General features: G+C 36.3%; 20 protein-coding genes and 1 pseudogene. 5 read left to right on the top strand and 16 right to left on the bottom strand.

Features of this window, described 5'->3' with window-relative positions:
• Window positions 1-9: 9 nt before the first annotated feature.
• From def to C564_RS0105960, 8 genes are all read right to left on the bottom strand, one after another.
• Window positions 10-486, bottom strand: coding sequence for a peptide deformylase (def, locus tag C564_RS0105925; protein ID WP_003199655.1), 477 nt, complete (start codon window positions 484-486; stop codon window positions 10-12).
• Between the two features lie 11 nt (window positions 487-497).
• Window positions 498-2,903, bottom strand: coding sequence for a primosomal protein N' (priA, locus tag C564_RS0105930; protein WP_018764727.1), 2,406 nt, complete (start codon window positions 2,901-2,903; stop codon window positions 498-500).
• The gene (gene coaBC, locus C564_RS0105935; RefSeq protein WP_018764728.1) at window positions 2,900-4,105 is read right to left on the bottom strand and encodes a bifunctional phosphopantothenoylcysteine decarboxylase/phosphopantothenate--cysteine ligase CoaBC; all 1,206 of its coding nucleotides are present in this window, start codon (window positions 4,103-4,105) and stop codon (window positions 2,900-2,902) included. Before coaBC ends, priA begins: the two co-directional genes overlap by 4 nt.
• A gap of 198 nt (window positions 4,106-4,303) precedes the next feature.
• On the bottom strand, window positions 4,304-4,516 hold the full coding sequence (gene rpoZ / locus C564_RS0105940; protein ID WP_003199650.1) for a DNA-directed RNA polymerase subunit omega: 213 nt from the start codon (window positions 4,514-4,516) through the stop codon (window positions 4,304-4,306).
• Window position 4,517: 1 nt separating this feature from the next.
• On the bottom strand, window positions 4,518-5,135 hold the full coding sequence (gene gmk, locus C564_RS0105945; RefSeq protein WP_003199649.1) for a guanylate kinase: 618 nt from the start codon (window positions 5,133-5,135) through the stop codon (window positions 4,518-4,520).
• A 13-nt stretch (window positions 5,136-5,148) separates the two neighbouring features.
• Entirely contained in the window at window positions 5,149-5,412 is a 264-nt protein-coding gene (gene remA / locus C564_RS0105950) for an extracellular matrix/biofilm regulator RemA (RefSeq protein WP_001251459.1), read from the bottom strand.
• Window positions 5,413-5,479: 67 nt separating this feature from the next.
• Window positions 5,480-6,355, bottom strand: a complete 876-nt coding sequence (locus tag C564_RS0105955) for a YicC/YloC family endoribonuclease (RefSeq protein WP_003208193.1) — start codon at window positions 6,353-6,355, stop codon at window positions 5,480-5,482.
• Between the two features lie 99 nt (window positions 6,356-6,454).
• Window positions 6,455-9,175, bottom strand: coding sequence for a calcium-translocating P-type ATPase, SERCA-type (locus C564_RS0105960; protein WP_018764730.1), 2,721 nt, complete (start codon window positions 9,173-9,175; stop codon window positions 6,455-6,457).
• A gap of 104 nt (window positions 9,176-9,279) precedes the next feature.
• On the opposite strand from C564_RS0105960, the gene C564_RS0105965 reads away from it, so the two are divergent.
• The 3 genes from C564_RS0105965 to C564_RS0105975 all read left to right on the top strand — a co-directional run bounded on the left by C564_RS0105965 (window position 9,280) and on the right by C564_RS0105975 (window position 13,101).
• Window positions 9,280-10,989, top strand: a complete 1,710-nt coding sequence (locus C564_RS0105965; protein ID WP_018764731.1) for an Rqc2 family fibronectin-binding protein — start codon at window positions 9,280-9,282, stop codon at window positions 10,987-10,989.
• A gap of 421 nt (window positions 10,990-11,410) precedes the next feature.
• The gene (locus C564_RS0105970; RefSeq protein ID WP_003199637.1) at window positions 11,411-12,478 is read left to right on the top strand and encodes a M24 family metallopeptidase; all 1,068 of its coding nucleotides are present in this window, start codon (window positions 11,411-11,413) and stop codon (window positions 12,476-12,478) included.
• A 98-nt stretch (window positions 12,479-12,576) separates the two neighbouring features.
• Window positions 12,577-13,101, top strand: coding sequence for a mycothiol transferase (locus C564_RS0105975; protein WP_018764732.1), 525 nt, complete (start codon window positions 12,577-12,579; stop codon window positions 13,099-13,101).
• Between the two features lie 35 nt (window positions 13,102-13,136).
• Here C564_RS0105975 and C564_RS0105980 read toward each other — a convergent pair whose 3' ends face one another.
• Complete coding sequence (locus C564_RS0105980; protein WP_018764733.1) at window positions 13,137-13,517, bottom strand: YoqO family protein; 381 nt, start codon at window positions 13,515-13,517, stop codon at window positions 13,137-13,139.
• Window positions 13,518-13,711: 194 nt separating this feature from the next.
• Between C564_RS0105980 and C564_RS37315 the strand changes: the two are divergent.
• A pseudogene (locus tag C564_RS37315) lies at window positions 13,712-14,027 on the top strand (hypothetical protein); the annotation flags it as partial.
• Between the two features lie 275 nt (window positions 14,028-14,302).
• A complete protein-coding gene (locus C564_RS0105990; RefSeq protein WP_018764735.1) occupies window positions 14,303-14,554 on the top strand; it encodes a YbeF family protein in 252 nt (83 codons plus the stop codon).
• A gap of 1,093 nt (window positions 14,555-15,647) precedes the next feature.
• Here C564_RS0105990 and C564_RS0106000 read toward each other — a convergent pair.
• The 7 genes from C564_RS0106000 to pyrF all read right to left on the bottom strand — a co-directional run bounded on the left by C564_RS0106000 (window position 15,648) and on the right by pyrF (window position 22,459).
• Window positions 15,648-17,063 carry a homocitrate synthase/isopropylmalate synthase family protein gene (locus C564_RS0106000; protein ID WP_018764736.1) on the bottom strand — a complete coding sequence of 472 codons (1,416 nt, stop codon included), beginning with the start codon at window positions 17,061-17,063 and terminating at the stop codon, window positions 15,648-15,650.
• Window positions 17,060-18,124 (bottom strand): alpha/beta hydrolase, encoded by a 1,065-nt coding sequence (locus tag C564_RS0106005; RefSeq protein WP_018764737.1) that lies wholly within the window; start codon window positions 18,122-18,124, stop codon window positions 17,060-17,062. The genes C564_RS0106000 and C564_RS0106005 overlap by 4 nt, the downstream gene beginning before the upstream one ends.
• 14 nt (window positions 18,125-18,138) lie before the next feature.
• On the bottom strand, window positions 18,139-18,576 hold the full coding sequence (locus C564_RS0106010; RefSeq protein WP_018764738.1) for a DUF441 family protein: 438 nt from the start codon (window positions 18,574-18,576) through the stop codon (window positions 18,139-18,141).
• A gap of 15 nt (window positions 18,577-18,591) precedes the next feature.
• A complete protein-coding gene (locus tag C564_RS0106015) occupies window positions 18,592-19,458 on the bottom strand; it encodes a HesA/MoeB/ThiF family protein (RefSeq protein WP_018764739.1) in 867 nt (288 codons plus the stop codon).
• 13 nt (window positions 19,459-19,471) lie between these two features.
• Window positions 19,472-20,320, bottom strand: coding sequence for a HesA/MoeB/ThiF family protein (locus C564_RS0106020; RefSeq protein ID WP_018764740.1), 849 nt, complete (start codon window positions 20,318-20,320; stop codon window positions 19,472-19,474).
• A 793-nt stretch (window positions 20,321-21,113) separates the two neighbouring features.
• On the bottom strand, window positions 21,114-21,746 hold the full coding sequence (gene pyrE / locus C564_RS0106030; RefSeq protein ID WP_016116008.1) for an orotate phosphoribosyltransferase: 633 nt from the start codon (window positions 21,744-21,746) through the stop codon (window positions 21,114-21,116).
• Window positions 21,743-22,459 (bottom strand): orotidine-5'-phosphate decarboxylase, encoded by a 717-nt coding sequence (gene pyrF / locus C564_RS0106035; protein WP_018764742.1) that lies wholly within the window; start codon window positions 22,457-22,459, stop codon window positions 21,743-21,745. Before pyrF ends, pyrE begins: the two co-directional genes overlap by 4 nt.
• Window position 22,460: the final 1 nt, after the last annotated feature.

Genomic DNA, 22,460 nt, shown 5'->3' on the forward strand with positions numbered 1-22,460 from the left:
CCGCTCCTTTTACATCTCTTCTAATTCATTTTCCTCATAATATCTCGTCACTTTTGATGTAAATAACACACCATGTAAATGGTCGATTTCATGTTGGATTGCGCGTGCTAAAAAATCATCTGCCTCTAATAAAAAGATTTTACCACGACGATTTTGTGCACGTACTTTAATATACTCTGCACGCTCCACTTCACCATAAAGTCCCGGAAAGCTTAAGCAGCCTTCGGGACCTACTTGTTCACCACGTTTTTCTAAAATAACTGGATTAATCAGTTCGATTTTTCCCGTATCATCACCAATATCAACAACTGCCACTTGCAAACTTACGCCGACTTGTGGTGCTGCTAAACCAACACCATCTGCAACTAACATTGTTTCATGCATATCTTTTAACAAATTCACTAACTTTTTATCAAAGTTCATTACCCGTTCACATGGGGTTTCTAACACTTCATCTGGATGCTTTACAATTTCTAAAACTGCCATATTTTCCTCCGCTACATTAACATTGTTGGATTAAAGTCGATTGAGATCTGCAAATCTTTTTGCATTTCTGCTTGATAATGTTCATTTACCATTTTGAGCACGTACTTTAAGTTTGGTTCCCGCTTGTATTTTATCATGCATTGGTATCGATATCTATCTTTTATCCTTGGAATTGCTGAAGCAACCGGTCCTAGCACCATTGTTTGCCGCGAGCAATGCGTTCGTAAATAACCGACAATTTTTTCCGTTACTTGCACTGCTTTTAATAACTCTGGATGCGAAACGGTTACAAGTGCGACATAGTAGTATGGCGGGTATTGCCTCGTTTTTCTCATTTGCATTTCTTGTTCAAAAAATACATCGTACTGCTGATTCTTTGCTAGTTCTACGCTATAGTGTTCTGGCGTATACGTTTGAATTACTACTTCTCCTGGTAATTCATGTCGACCTGCACGTCCACTCACCTGTGTCAATAACTGATACGTTTTCTCGCTTGCTCGAAAATCTGGTAAATGTAGCATCGTATCAGCTGTTAAGACACCAACAAGTGTAACCTTTGGAAAATCAAGCCCTTTAGCGATCATCTGTGTTCCAAGTAAGATATCAGCTTTCTCTTCACCGAAGGCTTTTAATAACTTTTCGTGCATTCCTTTGCGACTCGTTGTATCAACATCCATACGGATAACCCGCGCCTCTGGAAATAACTTTGTAATTTCTTCTTCTACCTTTTGTGTTCCTGTCCCAAAGAAACGAATATACGAACTATTACAAGCAGGACAAGCAGTTGGCATACTTTCCTCATAACTGCAATAGTGACATTTTAAACGATGATTCATTTTATGATAGGTGAGTGATATATCACAGTGTGGACATTGCACCACATAACCACAATCACGACACATGACAAACGTTGAATGGCCTCTTCGATTTAAAAAAAGAACCATTTGTTCTTTCTTTTCTAACCGATCCGCTATTTTCTCATGAAGTAATTTTGAAAACATAGAACGATTTCCATCACGCAGTTCCTCACGCATATCAACAATTTCTACTGTCGGCAACGCTTGTTCATTCATACGCTTTTGCATGGTTAGTAGCTCATAAACACCTTTTTTCGCTCTAGCAAATGATTCTAGAGTGGGCGTTGCACTGCCGAGCACGATTGGACAATTATGATATTGCCCTCGCCAAATCGCAACATCCCTGGCATGATATTTCGGATTATCTTCTTGTTTATAACTTGACTCATGTTCTTCATCAATAATAATAATTCCTAAGTTTTCAAATGGAGCAAAAATAGCGGAGCGTGCTCCAACAACAACTTTTACTTCTTTTCGTAAAATTTTCCGCCATTCATCATATTTTTCCCCAACAGAAAGCGCACTATGAAGAACCGCAACTTGCGAACCAAAACGTCCTTTAAATCGATCTACCATTTGCGGTGTTAACGCAATTTCTGGAACAAGTACAATCGCCTCTTTTCCCTTTTTCAACACCGCAGCAATGGATTGCAAATACACTTCTGTTTTACCGCTTCCTGTAACACCATATAGTAAAAATGGATTATATGTTTCATTTGTAATGGATGACAAGATGGGCGTAATCACTTGATTTTGTTCATCTGTGAGCGGAAATGGCTTTGTTTGTTCAAAAGCCTCATCGTCATATGGGTTACGATATACTTCAATGTACTGTTCTAAAAGCAACCCTTTTTTCACAAGCGACTTTACCGGTGCATCTGTTATTTGTAGTTCTTCTGTTAATGTTTTTAATGGCACACTCTGATAATTTTCTACAAAGTAATACAGTACATCTTGTTGCTTTTTACTTTTCAGCTCAAAGGCAGCTGCCTCTAATTGTTCCTGTGGCAATTCTGGCTGAATCACCCTTTGTTTCTTCTTTTGCACCTTATCTTTTACTTTATAGATGACTTCAATAGTGCCGTTTGTTATCTCTTTTTGAACCATGCGATACATATGTGAGTGCGTAGCAATTTCTTCCCAATCTATCGCTTCTTTCCCTTGAAACAAATCACGAATTTCCGGCGCCACTGCAGCTGTTTTATGGAGCTGTAGCCGTTTTTTATAAGTCGCTTTTATCGCAGCTGGAAGCATAACTTGAAAAGCTGAAATCATATAACATAATGTTTCATCCGTCAGCCAAAAACCAAGTTGTAATAATTCTTCATTTAAAACTGGCGTAACATCTAGTATTTCATGCAATGCTTTTAACTTTTTACTTTCCACATCGACTGAATCTTTTATTTCAATAATAAAGCCTTGTAATTTCCGTGGACCAAACGGAACGACTACACGCATACCTGTTTGTACAATATCTTCCCATTTCTTAGGGATAACATAATCAAACGGGCGATCTGTTTGACGTGCCGGTACATCAACGATTACACTTGCAAATTTCATACACGATCCTCTTCTAACATCGCTTTAATTTGCATTAAAATTTCACGTGCAACTTCTTTCTTTGTTAAAAGAGGTAATCGAATAACTTCTCCATCTTTTCTATACATTGTTACAATATTCGTATCCGTACCGAATCCTGCACCTTGTGCTTTCACATCATTTGCAACAATCATATTTGCATTTTTTTTACGCAATTTTTTCGTTGCATATTCTTCTATATTTGTCGTTTCAGCAGCAAAACCAATTAGGAGTTGATGCTCTTTTTTCTCACCGAGTGTTTTCAAAATATCGATTGTTCTTTCTAACTCAATGACTGCATCGCCACTTTTCTTTTTCATCTTCTGATTATGCACAATTTTCGGGCGATAGTCTGCTACTGCAGCTGTTTTAATAACAACATCCATAGATCCATAATGTTGCATTACAGCTTCTAACATATCTTGTGCAGATTCTACTTGCACAGTTGTTACATTTACAGGTGGTGCTATTGCAGTTGGACCTGAAACAAGTATTACATCCGCTCCTAAGTTAGCAGCAACTTCCGCTAGCGCATACCCCATTTTCCCTGAAGAAAAGTTCGTCATAAAACGTACTGGATCAATTTTTTCACGCGTTGGGCCAGCAGTTACTAAAATTTTCTTTCCCTTTAATGGTTTATGTTCTGAAAACGCTTCTTGTAATCGAGCGATAATTGTTTCTGGTTCTTCTAATCGACCTTTCGCAACATATCCACATGCTAAAAAGCCTTCTCCAGGTTCAATAAATGTATATCCCAACGCTTTTAACGTCATCATATTCTTTTGGACAATTTTATTTTCATACATATGCACATTCATAGCAGGTGCAATCCAGACTGGTGCTATAGTAGCTAACAATGTTGTTGTGATCATATCATCAGCAATACCATTTGCTAATTTTCCGATACAATTCGCTGTTGCTGGTGCAATAAGCACAACGTCCGCCCAATCCGCTAAATCAATATGAGCGATAACTGCAGAATCTTTTTCATCAAACGTATCCGTGTATACATCATGGCGAGAAAGCGCTTGAAATGTAAGAGGTGTAACAAATTTCATCGCCGATTCACTCATCATTACTTTTACAAGTGCTCCTGCTTGTGTTAATTTACTCGTTAACGCAGCCGCTTTAAAAACAGCAATGCCTCCTGTTACACATAGAAGTATCTTTTTCCCTTTTAGCATATGACTCGTCCTCTTTCTTTTTCAAACTTATTCTGCTGAAATGTATTCATTCCAGCTCGTCAGTGCTAGTATTTCATTAAACAAAAACCTATTTCTTTTAGCTCTATCGTAAAAAAATAACAACCTACTTGTAAATAGGTTGTTACCGTTACATAGAAAAGTATAAAGTCTATGTTTTCATTTGTCGAAGAGAATGCCTTACTCAGATACTTTCTCTTCGCTTGGTACATAATTTAATGCTTCCGCATCGATTTCTTCCAACGCTTTACCTACACATTTATGAGAAACAGGATTTTCAACAACACAGTTGTTAGCCATTTGCATTTCACGAGCGCGTTTTGCCGCTACTGTTACTAATGTATATTTAGAGTCGATTTTTTTTAGCAATGAATCAATTGATGGATTTAACATATTATATACCCTCCGTCATTTCTTTATAATATTTCGCTACTCTGTCGCGGCGGCAATGTTCACCAACCACAATAGCTTTAATGCGTTCACAAGCAAGTTCTACTTTATCATTTTCTACTACATAGTCATAAGCGTCCATCATCTCGATTTCTTCTTTTGCTACAGTTAAACGATTTTCAATAACATCTTCAGTCTCTGTACCGCGACCAACGATGCGATTCTTAAGCTCTGATAAGCTTGGAGGAGCTAAGAAAATAAATACCCCTTCTGGGAAAGCTTTCTTTACTTGAATTGCTCCTTGTACTTCAATTTCTAAGAATACATCTTTTCCTTCTTGCAATGTTTTTTCAACATAATCGATTGGTGTTCCATAGTAATTCCCAACGAACTCTGCCCACTCAAGCAGCTTTTCGTTACGAATCATTTCTTCAAACTCTTCTCTCTCTTTAAAGAAATAATCCACACCATCTACTTCACCTTCACGCGGTTTACGTGTCGTTACTGAAATAGAGTATTGAAATCTTGTATCTTCATGGCTGAACAACTCTTTTCGAACTGTCCCTTTCCCAACGCCAGAAGGTCCTGAAAGAACGATGAGCAACCCTCTTCTACTTCTCATAAATATGTAAAACCTACCCTTCCTCACTTAAATCTTCTTTATTATTTAAACGATGTGCAATCGTCTCTGGCTGAATTGGGCTTAGTACAATATGCCCATCATCCATAACAATAACCGCCCTTGTTTTTCTCCCATACGTAGCATCTAGTAACACGTTATGTTCACGCGCTTCCTGCACCGTTCGTTTAATAGGAGCTGACTCCGGACTTACAATTGCAATAATTCGATGAGCAGATACAATATTCCCATATCCAATATTTAAAAACCGCATGGCCATAGTTTGCGCCTCCTAGTAAGTCTATCCGATTTCCCCACCACGTATAACTTTATATATTTTTTGACAGCTACTCAATATTTTGTACCTGTTCACGAATTTTTTCAAGGTTATTTTTCATTTCTACAACATATTTTGAAATTGTTAAGTCGTTTGCCTTAGAACCGATCGTGTTAATTTCCCGATGCATCTCTTGTACAATGAAATCCATTTTTCTACCAACAGGCTCCTCGATCTCAAGGGCTTCATGAAATTGAGCTAAATGACTTTGCAAGCGAACCAATTCTTCATGAATATCCGAGCGCTCCGCAAACATCGCTACCTCTGTCAGCAACCTTTGTTCATCTAACTCATGATTATGTAATTCTTTTAAGCGATTTTCCAATCGTTCACGATATTTTTGAGTAACAATTGGTGCATGCGGAATAATCGCATTTACACAATCGTGTATCTCTTGTAAACGATACGCCATATCTTTATGTAATCGTTCTCCTTCGCCATCTCTCATCGTTTTTAACGTACGAGCAGCTTGGCGAACAGCTTCATATAAATTTTGTTCAAATTGTTCATTTACATTTTCCATTTCTTCAATCGCCGTTACTTCTGGCATTGCCATTAATTGTTGAAGTGTAATGGAATCTTGTAATTGAAATTTCGTTTTCACGTCTTCCATAATGGATTTATACTGCTTGAGAAGCGGCCAATTCACACTTAACTTTCTTTCAACAAGCCCTTCCCCTGTAATAATAATGGACACTTCAATACGCCCGCGGCGAACTTGTTCTGCAATTAACTTACGAATTTTGTCCTCAAAAACCATCATTTGTTTCGGAAGTCGAATGTTCATCTCTAAAAAACGATGGTTCACTGACTTCATTTCTACTGTAATTTGAAAAGCATCATTTTCCACTTTCGCTCTTCCAAATCCTGTCATACTAGAAATCATCTTTATCACATCCACACCATGAAATAACTCAATGAAAAAGGTAATAGAGATGCAACTCTACTACCTTTTGTAAATTATATCACATTTTCATATCATTGACTATTTCAAGTTTATGCCTCTCTTATACAATATCGGCTTCTTCTTCTCCTTTTTCCCTGTCAATAAAGAGCCGACTAATAAAAATGTTGGAATGGACGATAAACCAACGATTAATAACCAATCTCTCGCTTGAATTGGCATTGTACTAAAAATCGGTTGCAGTGGTGGATAATAAATAACCACAAGCATTAATAACACCGAAATAATAACTGCTCCAACCAAATATATATTCCCAAAAGGATTACGATGGAATATAGAGTGTTCACTGCGGCAGTCAAATACATGAATAAGCTGTGCTAAAACTAGTGTAGCAAAAGCTACTGTTTGCGCATATTTCAATTCATTTGGATGCTGATTAAATGCAATAATAAATGCCAGCAAGGTTACAATACCAATTAAAAAGCCTCTACTCACAATTTTCCAAGCCAACCCTCTTGCAAACACCCCTTCTTTCGGATGCCGTGGATTTCTTCTCATCACATCTCCCTCAGCTGCATCTAACCCTAGTGCCATTGCTGGTAAACCATCTGTTACTAAATTCACCCATAAAATTTGAATTGGAACCATCGGAAGTGGTAAAGCAAGCATCATCGCAAATAACATAACTAAAATCTCTCCAACATTTGATGCTAATAAATACCGAATGAACTTCCGAATATTCTCATATATATTTCGTCCCTCTTTAATTGCCGATTTAATCGTAGCAAAGTTATCATCTAGCAAAACAAGAGAGGAAGCTTCTTTAGCTACATCCGTTCCTGTAATTCCCATCGCTATCCCAATATCAGCTGTTTTAATAGCAGGAGCGTCATTCACTCCATCACCTGTCATCGCCACAATATGATCTTTATTTTGAAGAGCTTTTACAATTTTTAATTTATGTTCAGGAGATACACGTGCAAATACATAGGTATCTTCTACAATATCCTCTAGTTCATCTACAGACATATTTGCTAATTCTACACCTTCTATAACGCGGCCATTCGGTGGTAAAACCCCTAACTGCTCCGCAATTGCCATCGCTGTTACTTTATGGTCTCCTGTAATCATTACCGTTTTAATACCAGCCTCTTTACACTCTTTTACGGCCTGTTTCACTTCTGGTCTTGGCGGGTCTATCATTCCTTGTATCCCGACAAGCATGAAATCTTTTTCTACTTCTCTTTCATGTTCAATTGAATCTGTTACTTTTAAAGCCCTAAATGCAACAGCAATCGTTCGAAGCGCTTGACTTCCAAGGTTATAAATTGCCGCTTGCACTTCTTTACGATATAACTCACTTAAAGGTTGCTGTTTATCCCCCCATAAAATTGTTTGGCTCATTTGCAAAAGAACATCAGGTGCCCCTTTTGTGACTACAAATTTTCTACCATCACGATCACGAACGATTACGCTCATCATTTTTCGTGTGGAATCAAAAGGGAGTTCATGAATAATTTCAAACTTCTCTTTTAAAGCTTCTCGGGATATTCCTGCTTTCATCGCCGCTGCAACGAGCGCACCTTCTGTCGGATCTCCATCTAGGACATATGTTTTTTTCTTTTTTACAATGCTCGCGTTATTGCATAAACACCCAAATGTTAATAATTGATATAACGCCCTTGTAGATTCCGGATTAACCTTCTGCTCACCTTTCATAAATGATCCAGTAGGCTCGTAGCCTTGCCCGGTTACATGCCATGTTTCGCCACCTGACCACATATGTGTTACCATCATTTTATTTTGTGTCATCGTACCCGTTTTGTCCGAACAAATAACAGAAGCACATCCTAAAGTTTCTACTGCTGGTAATTTTCGAACAATCGCTCTCTTTTTAATCATGCGCTGTACACCAAGTGACAATGCGACCGTAACAATCGCTGGTAATCCTTCTGGAATTGCTGCAACAGCAAGTGACACACCCGCTAAGAACATATGATACACTTCATTCCCTTGATACACTCCAGCTAGTACAACAAGTGCTGTTAAAATAAGGGCAACAATGATTAGAATCTTCCCAAGTTGTTCTAATCTTCTTTGCAGCGGTGTTTCCATTTGCTCTGCATTTTGCAACAGATTTGCAATCTGCCCCATAGCCGTGTTCATCCCTGTAGCTACTACTACTCCGGCCCCGGAACCCCTTGTTATCATCGTCCCCATAAATGCCATATTTTTTTGATCACCAATCGCAACATTTTGACCGCTTAATGCTTCCACTTTCTTTTGAACAGGTACAGATTCTCCCGTTAAAGCCGATTCCTCGATATATAAACTCGATGCTTCAACAAGACGAATATCAGCACCAATACGGTCGCCGCTAGAAAATTTAATGATATCCCCAAGGACAAGTGCTTTAGATGGTATTTTCATCCATTTTCCATTTCGTAAAACCGTTACTTGCGGGGCAGCTAATTCTTTCAAAGCCTCCAATGATTTTTCTGCTTTTCTTTCTTGAAAAAAACCAAGAACACCATTGATAATAACAATTGCGACAATTGCAATCGAATCAATATACTCTCCTAAAAAAGCTGAAATGATTGTCGCACCAAACAAAACAAGTACCATAAAATCTTTAAACTGCGCCAAAAATACAAGAAGTGCAGAAGGCCGCTTTGCTTCTTGTAATTCATTTGGCCCTAGCTTCTTTAAGCGCCCTTCCGCTTCTTGCTCTGACAGTCCTACCTTCACATTCGTATTCGTTCTTTCTTCCACTTCATGTGCACGCATTTCATACCAATTCATCTCGCTATCGACCTCCTGATTGCAGACATGCTCTAATGAAAGCTTATTCAGTCCCGTCCAAAAAAATGCTATAATTAACATTTAGTTAGAAAGGAGTGTTCATAATGGCATTCGATGGATTATTTACAAGAGCGATTACACATGAAATTGCAAATTCTCTTCAAACAGGAAGAATTTCAAAAATATATCAACCCTCAAAATATGAGGTTTTGTTACATATTCGAGCAAACGGAAAAAATCAAAAATTACTTATTTCCGCACACCCTACATACGCACGTATGCATCTTACAAATCAAAGTTATGATTCACCAGCATTACCACCAATGTTTTGCATGCTTCTTCGCAAACATTTAGAAGGTGGATTTATTGAGAAAATTGAACAAATCGATTTAGAACGTATCATTCAAATTACCGTTCGAAGCCGTAACGAGATTGGGGACGAATCGTTAAAAACATTAGTGATTGAAATAATGGGTCGTCACAGCAATATTATTTTAGTAGACGCGAAAACAAATATCATTTTAGATAGCTTAAAGCACGTTTCTTTAGCGGTAAATCGGCATCGTACTGTATATGCTGGCGCTGAATATGTTGCACCACCAGCACAGCATAAAATTAATCCCTTGCAGATTGAAACACAAGATGAGTTTATTAGGCCACTAGACTTTTTAGCAGGAAATATGGATAAACAACTTGTTGGGGCCTTTATGGGGATTTCTCCGCTATTTGCAAAAGAAGTTGTAAAGAAAGCTGTTATGGTAAATGAACATGCATTATCAGAAGCGTTTTTCACATTACAAAAACCAATGCAAGCGCATCAATATGAACCAACAATGATAACGGCAAATGGAAAAGAGTTCTTTTATCTCTTCCCTCTTACACATTTAAAAGGGGATAATAAAACATTCTTATCTGTAAGTGAATTATTAGATCGATTCTTCTTTGGAAAGGCTGAACGCGATCGTGTAAAACAACAAGCACATGATTTAGAACGATTTATGCACAATGAAAAAGCAAAAAATGAAAAGAAATTAATTAAATTACAAAAAACACTACAAGATGCTGGGAAAGCTAATAAATATCAATTATTCGGTGAACTTCTTACAGCTAACATGTATGCATTAAAAAAAGGTGACAAAGAAATTGAGGTTGTCAACTACTACGATGAAAATGGCGGAACAGTAAAAATTACATTAGATCCACTGAAAATACCGTCAGAAAACGCACAACGTTATTTCCAAAAGTATCAAAAAGCGAAAAATTCTGTTGCAATCGTAAAAGAACAAATTGAAAAAACAAATGAAGAAATCCTTTACTTTGATAGCCTACTTCAACAAATGGAGGCTGCTTCTTCAAAAGATATCGAGGAGATTCGCGAAGAATTAGCTGAAGAAGGTTATATGCGTAACCGTAAGTCGAAGAATACAAAGAAAAAAACATCAAAACCGATATTAGATAAATATATCTCTACCGATGGAACAGAAATTTTAGTCGGTAAAAATAATAAACAAAATGACTATTTAACAACCAAATTTGCACGTCGTGATGAAATTTGGTTACATACAAAAGATATTCCTGGTTCTCACGTTGTTATTCGCTCATTAGAACCAACTGAAGAGACTTTATTAGAAGCTGCTAAACTCGCTGCTTATTACAGTAAAGCAAAAGATTCTAGTTCTGTTCCTGTAGATTTCACAAAAATTCGCCATGTTAAAAAACCAAGCGGTGCTAAACTTGGGTTTGTGACATATGATAATCAACAAACATTGTATGTAACACCAGATGCTGATACGGTGATGAAATTAAAAGCTTAAAACAAAAAGAGGTAATAACGATATTAATTAAATCGTTATTACCTTTTTTTATACCTATCACTTAATAAAAACTATTTTTCACAAAAAAATTATTGAGCAATTAAAAATATATCGTGTTAAAAAGTTTATACCCTAGATTTTCATGTCAAAAAATGTAGACACATATAATTTTATATGTCTACATTTTTTGACAGTATATTCATTACTAAGTATCTTCCCTCATAAAGTGAAGCTTTAATCAGTAGGAGGTTTTCTTCATCCCCACTGATTATTAGCCCTCACCAATCGGGTGCCCGACCCCCACCTATCTTCTTTACTTTTGTTGAATTTTACAGTGGGGGTCTTATTGCCCACGAACAGCTAGATTGAGAATATTGGCATAATTATTGCTTTATATAGACAATGAAAAGGAGGAATCAAAATGACTACTAGAATCAAAAAAATTCAAGAACAACTAACCGAATATGGAATAGACGGATTACTCATTACGAAAAAGGAAAATCGCCAGTATGCAACTGGATTTACAGGTAGTGCTGGAGTCGTATTACTATCTGCAACTGAAGCTGTATTCATTACAGATTTCCGCTATGTCGATCAAGCAAAAACACAGGTACAAGAAACTGAAATCATTATGCATAAAGGAAACATAGAACAAGAGATTGCAAATCAGACAACTAGATTAAACATCCAAAGACTAGGCATCGAAGAAAACAATATGACCTTAAAACAGTATAGTTCGTTAAAAAAATATACAAACATCAAACTTGTACAAGTAAGTGAACTAGTAGAAACAATCCGTTCCATTAAGGAAGAGTCTGAAATCGAAACAATTAAAGTTGCAGCACGTATGGCCGATGAAGCATTTCAACATATAACAGGATTTCTAAAACCCGGTGTATCTGAATTTGATGTCCGAGATGAATTAGAGTTTTTTATGCGAAAACAAGGGGCCTCTTCCTCATCATTTAACATTATCGTAGCTTCTGGAGTCCGTTCTTCTCTTCCCCACGGCGTTGCCACAAATAAGATGATTGAAAACGGAGATATGGTTACATTAGATTTTGGTGCACTTTACAATGGGTATTGCTCTGATTTAACACGTACTATTGCGATTGGAAGTTACTCCAAAGAATTCGAAAAAATATATAGTATTGTATTAGAAGCATTAAAACGAGGAACCAAAGCAATCCGGCCTGGTGAATCCGCAAAAACGATTGATGATGTGACAAGAAATTACATTACAGATAACGGCTACGGTGAATACTTTGGCCATTCTACCGGCCATGGCGTTGGATTAGAACTTCATGAACCACTTCGATTATCACAAGAAAGTAAAGCTACTTTACAAGAAGGAATGGTTGTTACTGTCGAACCAGGTATTTATATTCCAAACTGGGGTGGCTGTAGGATTGAAGATGATATTGTCATTACAAAAGATGGGCATGAAGTAATTACAAAGGCAAATAGAGACCTTATTGTTATTGGTTAATAACCACAAACTTGATTCATATACGCTCCTAAAAAAGAATTTCTTTCTACATATAGAAACCCTTCTATAAAGAAATTATTTATTAGGAGGAATTTCTATTGAATTTCGTAATTGATAAGATTGACGGATTAAACACAGAGTTCTCAAAACTTGTTTCTATGCTGAATTATACTCGCTATACAACTATGCAAGCTGTACAAGACTTAACAATTGAAGAACTCGATTATTTGCACGATGATCAGGCAAACTCGATTGGTATGCTTTTGTACCATATGGCTGCAGTCGAGTTTTATTATCAAATTCATCCCTTTGAAGATCGCGAGCCAACAGAAGCTGAATTAGAACACTGGTTACCAGGAGTTGAATTGGGTGATCTTGGACGTCAAACGATTAAAAATCACCCTATAGACTACTACATAGATACGTTACAAGAAGTTCGCGATAAAACGATTGCAACGTTTCAATCACTACCAGATGAATGGCTATATAAAACCACAACGTTTTGGCACGACAAACCTGCAAATAACTACTTCAAATGGTTCCATGTATTCAAGGATGAGCTGAGTCATCGCAGGCAAATTCGTTTAATTAAAAAAATGCAAAAAACTCATTCTGTAAAATAATAAAAAGTGCTATCTCTTAGCGAGGTAGCACTTTTTTATGTTTTAGATACGTCATCACCTAATAATAATTTTTTATTCACTTTTGTAACAATCATTCCCACAATACCTAAGATTATAAGTAAATATACTAATCTAGCAAAAGATAGCCACCCTTGAAAAATTGGCATCATATCCATTTGTCTACCGCCTTCCAACAATATGAATGGCACTGTAGCTATTAAAATGACAAACTCTATTCCTAAAACGATCTTCTTTTTTCGGGTGTATGCTCTAAATTCATCCCAACAATATAATACAGCAAAAATAAAACCCACTGCATAAATAATGTCGATCCAATCACTTTCAATAAAATACTTTAAAATAAGTCCTATAGCGAAGCATCCCATAAGACCGTAAAAACCTATTTTCTCCTTCATATATTCCATCTCTCTATCTAGTAATAAAACCGTATAATATTTTATCCACTTTCAGGATTATTTGTATTATATCATCCATTATCACCTTGTAAGTGCAGTACATGAAATTGTTATATTTTCTTTCTCTACGTACTCACACACTCCCACTCTCTTCATACACTAAACTACCCGAATGCCTAAAGGATGTGAGCAAAATGGGAGTAGAATTAACACTTCTGCACGCCCTCTATATTCTTTGTTTACTTACAATTATCACCTTTGTTTATTCTTCGAAAAGATACGACAATCATTTTGTTTTTTATCTTTTTACTAGCTCTAACCGCAACACATTCCATTCCTCTTGCCGTTAGCGAGATTTTTCAAAGTTTTATCTATGCCATTACCGAACTGCTACCAACTATTTTAATCATCTCTATTATTATTTCAATGAGCAATTTACTCGTGCATACTGGTTCTGCTGAATCAACTGAACCAGCTAAAGTTCTTACTTCTATTACTCCTCGCACAAAAAAATGGTTAGCAATTTGTAAAGTAGATCCATTCGAACTTGCTAGACGCAATTTTATACCGGTCGTTATCGGGGTAATTGTCACTACAATTGTCGCGATGTTTCTTTTATAACCGTAGACAAGTTTTCTTTGCTTACTGTTTTCCCTTGCGAATTGTTGAAATATACTGATTCCCAAAAGGGATTTCAAACCATCCGTCAAAATTATATTAGGAGAACAATTAGTTTAAAACGTTTAAAAGAAACATATTTCTTCTTAAGAAAAGGGGACATAACCATGAGTGAATTGATTTTCTTCTTATTTATTTGTCCATTACTTATTTTTATTGTTTCAGTACTTGGGACACGTAGAACAAGAACGTATTACGTAATGCCAATTGTAACGTTTGCTATTTTTCTTATATTAGGAGTTATATTGTTTCCCCCTTCATTTTTCTTTTGGGTTGGCATGTATAGCATCTTCTCATTTATCGTTTCTTATGTAACTTTATTATTTGTAAAGGGGTATGAAGCTGTGGAGGGAAAATAGTAATATCTTTTATTTAAGAAATTTAACGATTCTGTTTGAAAATGTACCGCTCATCTTCAAAATCATTCTCTTTATCTTTTTTAAATAGCCTTTCTAATTTATCAAACAATCTTTCCCCTCCACCTAAAGATAATGATATATAAGTTTTCGTTTTCTTAGCTTGATGGCAATGGGGTAACACAACATGCCCATCAACTTAAGACATTTTATAATTCATAAATATTTAAAGATGAAGTTACCGCTCAGAGAAAAATTTGATAAAGTTTTTAATAATATTCTTCCTTATCGCAATAATTATATTTTATAAAGCTGGGTCCTGCCACATCGCTATCAAGCTAGTATTTTGAAATGTCCCCGCAACGAAAAAAATGAAAGCTGTATTCCCATGCAACTATGAAGAGATAAAATTTTCGTTTTGAGGAAACTTCAGTAACGTTCAATTCGTCTTGTAAGCTCTTTTCAATATATTCAATTGAGTTTTGTATTCTTTCAAAATGATTCATTCCTCAATACCACAGTATATTCATATTTTATAATTCAAATAAAATATTTTTTGGTAATTTGCGCTAATTCTACCTTTATATTGTAACCTATACTCTGTGCCTCTTTATGAATTTTAAGTGCATTTAAAAAGATGGCTTTCCTTTAACGCAAGGAAAGCCATTTTTTTATTTTCATAAGTTATCTTTTTACCATTGTTTCCATCTTATGCAAACTTATGAATACTTTGATTAGGGATCTGTATGAACTATTTAAGGGCGCAACACATTTGTACCAGAGCCAATAATCGTATACATGTGCTTTCAGATAGATAAGTAATGTTTATGAACACATAAAAAAAGAAGAGAATTTTTATAATTCTCTTCCTTTTTAAGTAGGGAAACTTTCATGTTCTTTAGTTGTTCAGTTCATTGAAAAATGCTGTAAAATTTACCCTTTCTATTATCTACTCTTGAGAATTAAGGTTCTTATTCGTCTTTTGAAGTAGCTCCCTATCTTCATCAAGCAAAAAATAAAAACATCCCAAAAACGAAAAAAATTTCGTTTTTGGGATGCAAATGTATTTTAACTTAATGGCATTTTAGATTACCCATTATACATTCATTTTTGATAAATTATCCTCTAACAAACTAGAATTATAATTAGGTGCTAGTACGATATTTGTATATGTTCCTATACCCGAAAGGTACTTATACCTATGCTTGAAACCCGCTGGAATAAAAACAGATGCAGGACTCTCAATGATTTGAGACTCTCCTTCAATTTCCACTTCACATACGAGGCCTGTACCATCTATTTTATTCCCCCAGAAGATAAAGGCACTATCACAATGATGTGCGTGAATATCTACATGTCCTTCTAAGTTATCATCCATATGCGCATCGTAGAATACACGCTGTATCACATAAAATGAAGCCCGTTCATCCGTTCTATAATCCATCTGCACCCACCGCTCTCCTGGACCATCGCGATGATATAAAAGCTCAGATGCTCCCTTTACAAATGGTTTACTAACTCGGAGAAACTTTGAAAGCCTCGGCCCTTTTCTTTCTATGCATTTTTGTTGAATGGTCCTTACTCTTCCTATCATTTCAGGCTGAATACCCTCGTATGCTGAATCATTCTGCTGAACAGCTTTTTTATGATAAGGTGCCGTATGAGTAAATATGTTCTTTCCAATAATCGGTCTCCAATGATCTACTTTACAACCAGTAGCTATTTGAAGAGATTGAGTCAATTCAGGAATCATCTGTAGTTTAAAGTACTGAAGATTACGCTTTTGAGATAAAAATACTGATAAATTTAGCAAGTCAACAATCCCAGCACGTTCACCTATTCCGCACAATGTAGTATCAATGACAGATGCCCCTGAATCGATTGCAGCAAGAGCATTTGCCATGGCTAGTCCTAAATCATTATGAAGGTGAACTTCAATCTCACAAGGGAATGTCTCAACAGATTTCTTCACGATTGTCGCACACTGACTTGGTTCCCAAATTCCTACAGTGTCTGCTAAACTGATTCGGTCTGCTCCAGCTACATGTGCAACCTGTCCAATGTAGGCGATATCTTCCCATTCAGTTCGCGAAGCATCTTCAATAGTAAAACGGATTTTCATCCCTAAAGATTTTGCTTCTTCAATAGCTTGTTTCACTTGATTAATAACGTAATCTTTTGATCTATTGGTGTACTTTGTTTGTAAAGAAATGGGGTTAATAGACGCCCAGATTCCTATCCAATCGGCACCAGCACGATAAGCCGCATGAACTTCTTCTTTTTTTGCCCGAGCATGCATAAGTATTTCAGCGTACTTTGCAGAGGCTGCAACTTCTCGGCAAATCTCTTCTTCTTCTTCAGAAATACCCGGGTGTCCAACCTCGATAAGAGTTACTCCAAAATTCTCTAACATATGGAGTAAGGTAATTTTATCTTCCTTGGAGAAACGAATACCACATTGTTGTTCTCCTTCACGTAAGGTGGCATCCAATATTGTTATACCCTTGTTCATTCCTTTTTTCCTTCTTTCATTTCTATAAAGTTTAACGTTTGTTCAAATAGGCTATTACGATTCTTTTCATAAACAGCCCAGTGCGTTGCATCGGGGATTACAACTTCTTTTTTTTGTTTTGTACCTGTTAGTTTTGACATCATATTTCGGTCTGCAAACGTGTCATCTTCTCCATAAATGACAAGTACTGGAACGTTAATTTTAGATACATCATATAAAGGCTGATTTTTCCAAATATAAAACAAATCCTCTAGTGGACCAATTGGTCGACGAATAGTTTGATTATTTTTCTTACTCATAGGATCCGAATTGATAAATACTTGTTTTACGGCATCCATTGCTTCATTTGTAACGATTGTTTTCTTTCCCATCATTATATGCCAATGATGCATTCCTTTATCAAAGTCCACCATTTGATAGGCTGATGCTTCAGGATTAAATTGATTAGGTTGTAATGGATTTTCAAGAGATTTTGTCATCATAGGGAGTGTGAATCCATGCATATACCCATATAAAATAAGTTTATTAATATCTTGAGGATGGGATATTGCATAATTTCCAGCGACAACACCCCCATATGACCATCCTATTATATGAATCTTTTTCACATTTCTTTTCTTTTGGATCCACTTTACAACTGTTTCTAGATCCTTAGTTGCATCATTCAGATGAATAACCGGACGGTTTTGGGAAGGAGGATCTGACATTTCTTTAGGGCGAGAAGAATGACCAAACCCTCGAAAATCCATGGCCCAAGTATCATATCCTTTTTTGGCATACTCATCCATCCACGAATATTTTGGTACATCAAATGCTTGAGCTGTAGGTACACTAAATGGTTCTAAAAATAAGACAATTTCATCGGATTTATACTGTTTTTTATTATTTAAGCTTTTATGAAGCAAAAATAATTTTTCTTCTCCTTGCTGAATTTCTAATTCTTGTTTTACTACTTTAGGAGTCTGAGCATTTTGAGAAGTTTCTTTTATATTAGAACAACCAGACATAAGCATTATAAAAAAAATCCCTACTAAACTAATATGTGTCCATTTTATCTTCATTTAGAATGTCCCTTTCATTTCATAGAAATAATAGCTATTATTCCAGCCGCAATAATTAATCCGGCTGGTAAACCTTTTGTAAATAATACGGCAACAAGAGTCCCTAATAAGACACCTAACAATATCGTAGGATTCATAGATAGAATTCCTACACCCTTCCCTCCTATGTATGACACAGTGAAACCTGCAAGAATGGACCCTAATCCCATAGGGGAAGCAATTAATTTTACTACGTTTTCGTTTGTAATCTTCCCTGATGCAATTGGAATTAAAAAGAATAACATAAGAAAGAAAATACCAATTTGAAAAGAGTATTGTTGAATAAAATGTAATAAAGTTTTTTGTCCAACAGCAAGTAAAATTCCTAATAAGCATGCCGCACCAGCTAGTGCATAATCCTTTATAAGCAGAGCGAGCATTACAATTATTCCAAGTAACAAAAAAGGAAGCATAATCTTTTCTCTCATCTATAGTGTGGTATAGTCCCAACTACCATTTTCCGGTATAGAGACTTGTACCATATTCTGGGTTGCAAGGTTAATTTGAATTAAATTTGGACTTATTACAGGTCTTAACTCTTCTCGATTTATCATAAATTTAAATGCTTCAAAGCTTGCTAGAATGCCTACTATATTCGCAACGGGAGACAATACAGCCCATGGACGATCTTTTTGTACATAACTGCTTGCCCATTTCTCATCCGCGCCATATGTAACGGAATGAAGAGCACGTCCATCTTTTAATTCATGAATTTTATTTTGCATTTCTGGTGTTAGCTCTTGTTGATAAGACGGATATCCTAACGCAATTTCATAGGGCGTAGAGTTAGGAGTTAAAGACATGACACCACCTCTAAAAGGGGGGGTAACCGCAATCCAAATAGAAGGGATTCCTAGTTTCTGAGCTGTACGATGGATAATTACTCTCGCTACTAAATTGTCAGTTGCATCTATAATGACATCTGCATTCGTTAGAAGTTCTAATGCATTGTCCTCGGTAACAAATTCTTTTGTTATCTCTATTTGTAATAATGGATTAATGTCTTGCAAAACTTCTAAAGCGACCTCTGCTTTTTGCTGTCCTAATTTACTGATGGAACTTAGCATTTGTCGATTGATATTGCTTGCTTCAAATACATCTTGATCAATAACATGTAAAGAACCTACACCCATTCGTGCCAATTGAATGAGTGTAATTCCTCCTACTCCCCCTGCTCCAACTACAGTAACGCGAGCATTTTTTAATTTTTCTTGCTCCTCTACAGAAATGACGCCAATATTTCGCGTGAAACTTTCTTCATATATATTTTGTGTATTTTTATTTTTTGTTAACAAATTATTTTCCTCCTTACAGTGTTGTATAATCCCAACCATCTTTTGGTGCATTTTTTACTTGGACGGGGTTCTGGCTATTTACATCAATAACAATCCCTTTTGGAGCTCTCGCTAACGGTTCACGACCAGTTAACACTTGGATTGCTTCATGAAAGCTAAATAATGACAATAGATGGGCACGCATCGGCGTGATAATCCATCCTGCTTTTCCATCACAAAAATCTTGTGCCCACTCTTTTGGTGCCCCTTTTTCTACAGAATACCAAGCTCGACTTTTCTTTATATCCGCAATTTGTTGTCTTAATTCGTGATTTGTTAATTTGCCTCCTACAATAGATACATTCAATGCTTCCTCATAAGGAATTCCAGTTGGAAAAAATGTAGAAACAAATCCTCTTGTGGGAGGACTACCTGACATCCCCACACTTGGTATACCTAATTCTCTAGCAGTTCTATGTATAATAACTCTTGAAGGCATATCATCTACGGCTTCTACTACAATATCGTGCCCTTTTATAAGTTCGATTACATTATCTTCATCTACTCTTGTTTGTATAAAGTTTGTTGATATATAGGGATGTATATCTTTTACAACCTGTTCTGCAACTTTTGCTTTTGGTTCACCTATAACACTAGAAAGTGCTAACATTTGTCTGTTAATATTAGATATTTCAAATTCATCTGGATCAACGCCTGTAATATGCCCAATCCCCATCCGAGAGAAGAGAATTGCTTCATATCCACCTACACCCCCTAATCCAAAAATAATAATCTTCTTATTTCGAAGACATTCTTGTTCCTGTTCAGAATACACACCAATATTCTTCTTAACCATTTCCCAATAATATGAATCCATATCCATTTTGAAGTCTCCTTTATATGTAGTAACCATTTCAAAAAAATAATTCCTGTATATAAAAATAGCCTAGAAGTATGTCTTTTTTGTGTGCTATTTGTAAAAAAATAGAAAAATATTCAATTCTTATTTTTTTAACAAATGAATATCTCTCCATTTATCCCGCATTAATGGGCAGTAATACTCCCACCTCAAAATTCTACGAAAGCAAAGAAGTTAAGTGGGAGATACACTGCCCATAAAAGCCCGATTGGTTCAACTAATAATCAGTGGGAGATGGAGAAAACCCCCACTGATTAAAGTTTCACTTTATTAAAGAACTAAATAAATATAGCAATCTTTTTTTAGTTAACAGAAGATGTCTTCCGTTAACTTGTTAAACTTAATATATATAATAGATACTTTTTACGGAACACAATTGAAGAAAGAAGGATGATGATGGATTTTAAAACTTGGTTAAAAAATGAAGAAAACGAACGGAAATCGCACCGTTACGAAAAGAAAACGATTTTTGATATTTTGGGTGTTATGTATTGTAAGATGTTACAAATACGAAAATCCACATAAAAATAAAAAAAAACCATTAAATAGTTTTTTGTCATGCCCATTTTTAGTGTATTCATAGAGAATCAATAAAAATGCACTACCATATTACCTTTTAGTATGCTTAGCTTGATGACGATGTGTCGGGACCTCATCTAGAATAATTGTTAGAATTACCAGGATAAGAGGATATTTATCTAACCATATTTTCTATAAAAAACACGACCGCGTTTCCCCGCGGTCGTGTTTTTTATATTTAGGCTGTAATCCAAGCCTCGTCAGCTGGATTTTTACGCCATTCTTGTAATTTCTTTGTTTCAGCTTGTCCGATCATACCTTTTTCTGCTGCCACTTCAGTTAATGCACTGTAGTCGCTTAGAGAATATGATGCCACGTTTGCTGCTGCTAGTTTTTCTTTTCCTGCTTCAAGCTCATACGTGAAGATTGATACGATTCCTAATACTTCACAGCCAGCTTCGCGAAGTGCTTCTACACAAGTAATTGCACTGCCGCCAGTTGAAATTAAGTCCTCTACTACTACTACTTTTTGACCTTTTTCTGCTTTTCCTTCAATCTGGTTCCCTTTACCATGACCTTTTGCTTTACTACGTACATAGCACATTGGTAAATCCATACGATCACTTACCCATGCAGCGTGCGCAATACCAGCAGTTGCTGTTCCTGCAATAACTTCTACAGTTGGGAAGTGTTCTTCGATTAACTTCTCTAATCCTGCCGCAATCGCTTGGCGTACTTTTGGGTATGATAACGTTAAACGATTATCACAATAAATTGGTGATTTCATACCAGAAGACCATGTAAATGGATCATTTGGTTGTAAAAATACTGCGCCAATTTCTAATAGATGAGATGCGATTTCTTTTTTCATATTGTTACACCTTCCCACTGTTGTTTTACGGTTTTATACGCTTCAAGCGGATTTTCTGCCTTTGTAATACTACGTCCCACTACAATGTAACTTGAACCAAGTTCACGTGCACGCTTTGGCGTTGCTACGCGTACTTGATCATTAACATCATCGCTTGCAAGACGAATCCCCGGTGTTACTGTTACAAATGCAGGTCCGCATACTTCACGTAACTTTGGTACTTCTAGTGTCGAACATACAACACCATCAAGTCCACTTTCTTTCGTTAATTTTGCATAATGAGCAACCGCTTCTTCTAACGCTTTCTCAATACCAATCTCTTTTTTCATCATAGCTTCCGAAGTGCTTGTTAGTTGTGTAACTGCAATACAAATCGGTCTCTCTTTTCCTTCTTGCTTACCTTCCACTAATCCCTCAACCGCAGCTTTCATCATGCTGCTTCCCCCAGCAGCATGAACATTTACCATATCAACATCTAGACTAGCTAGGCTGCGCATAGCGCTTTTTACTGTATTCGGAATATCATGGAGCTTTAAATCTAGAAAAATTTGATGCCCTTTTTCTTTTAAGTACGTAATGATAGCAGGTCCCTCTTTATAGAATAGCTCCATACCAACTTTGACAAATAACTGTTCCCCTTCAAAGTGGCTTAAAAACTGTTCTACCTCTGCCTTACCTGGAAAATCCAGTGCAACGATTAAAGACTGTGACATG

It is taken from the genome of Bacillus sp. 105MF (genome assembly GCF_000374885.1).
Classification (GTDB): domain Bacteria; phylum Bacillota; class Bacilli; order Bacillales; family Bacillaceae_G; genus Bacillus_A; species Bacillus_A pseudomycoides.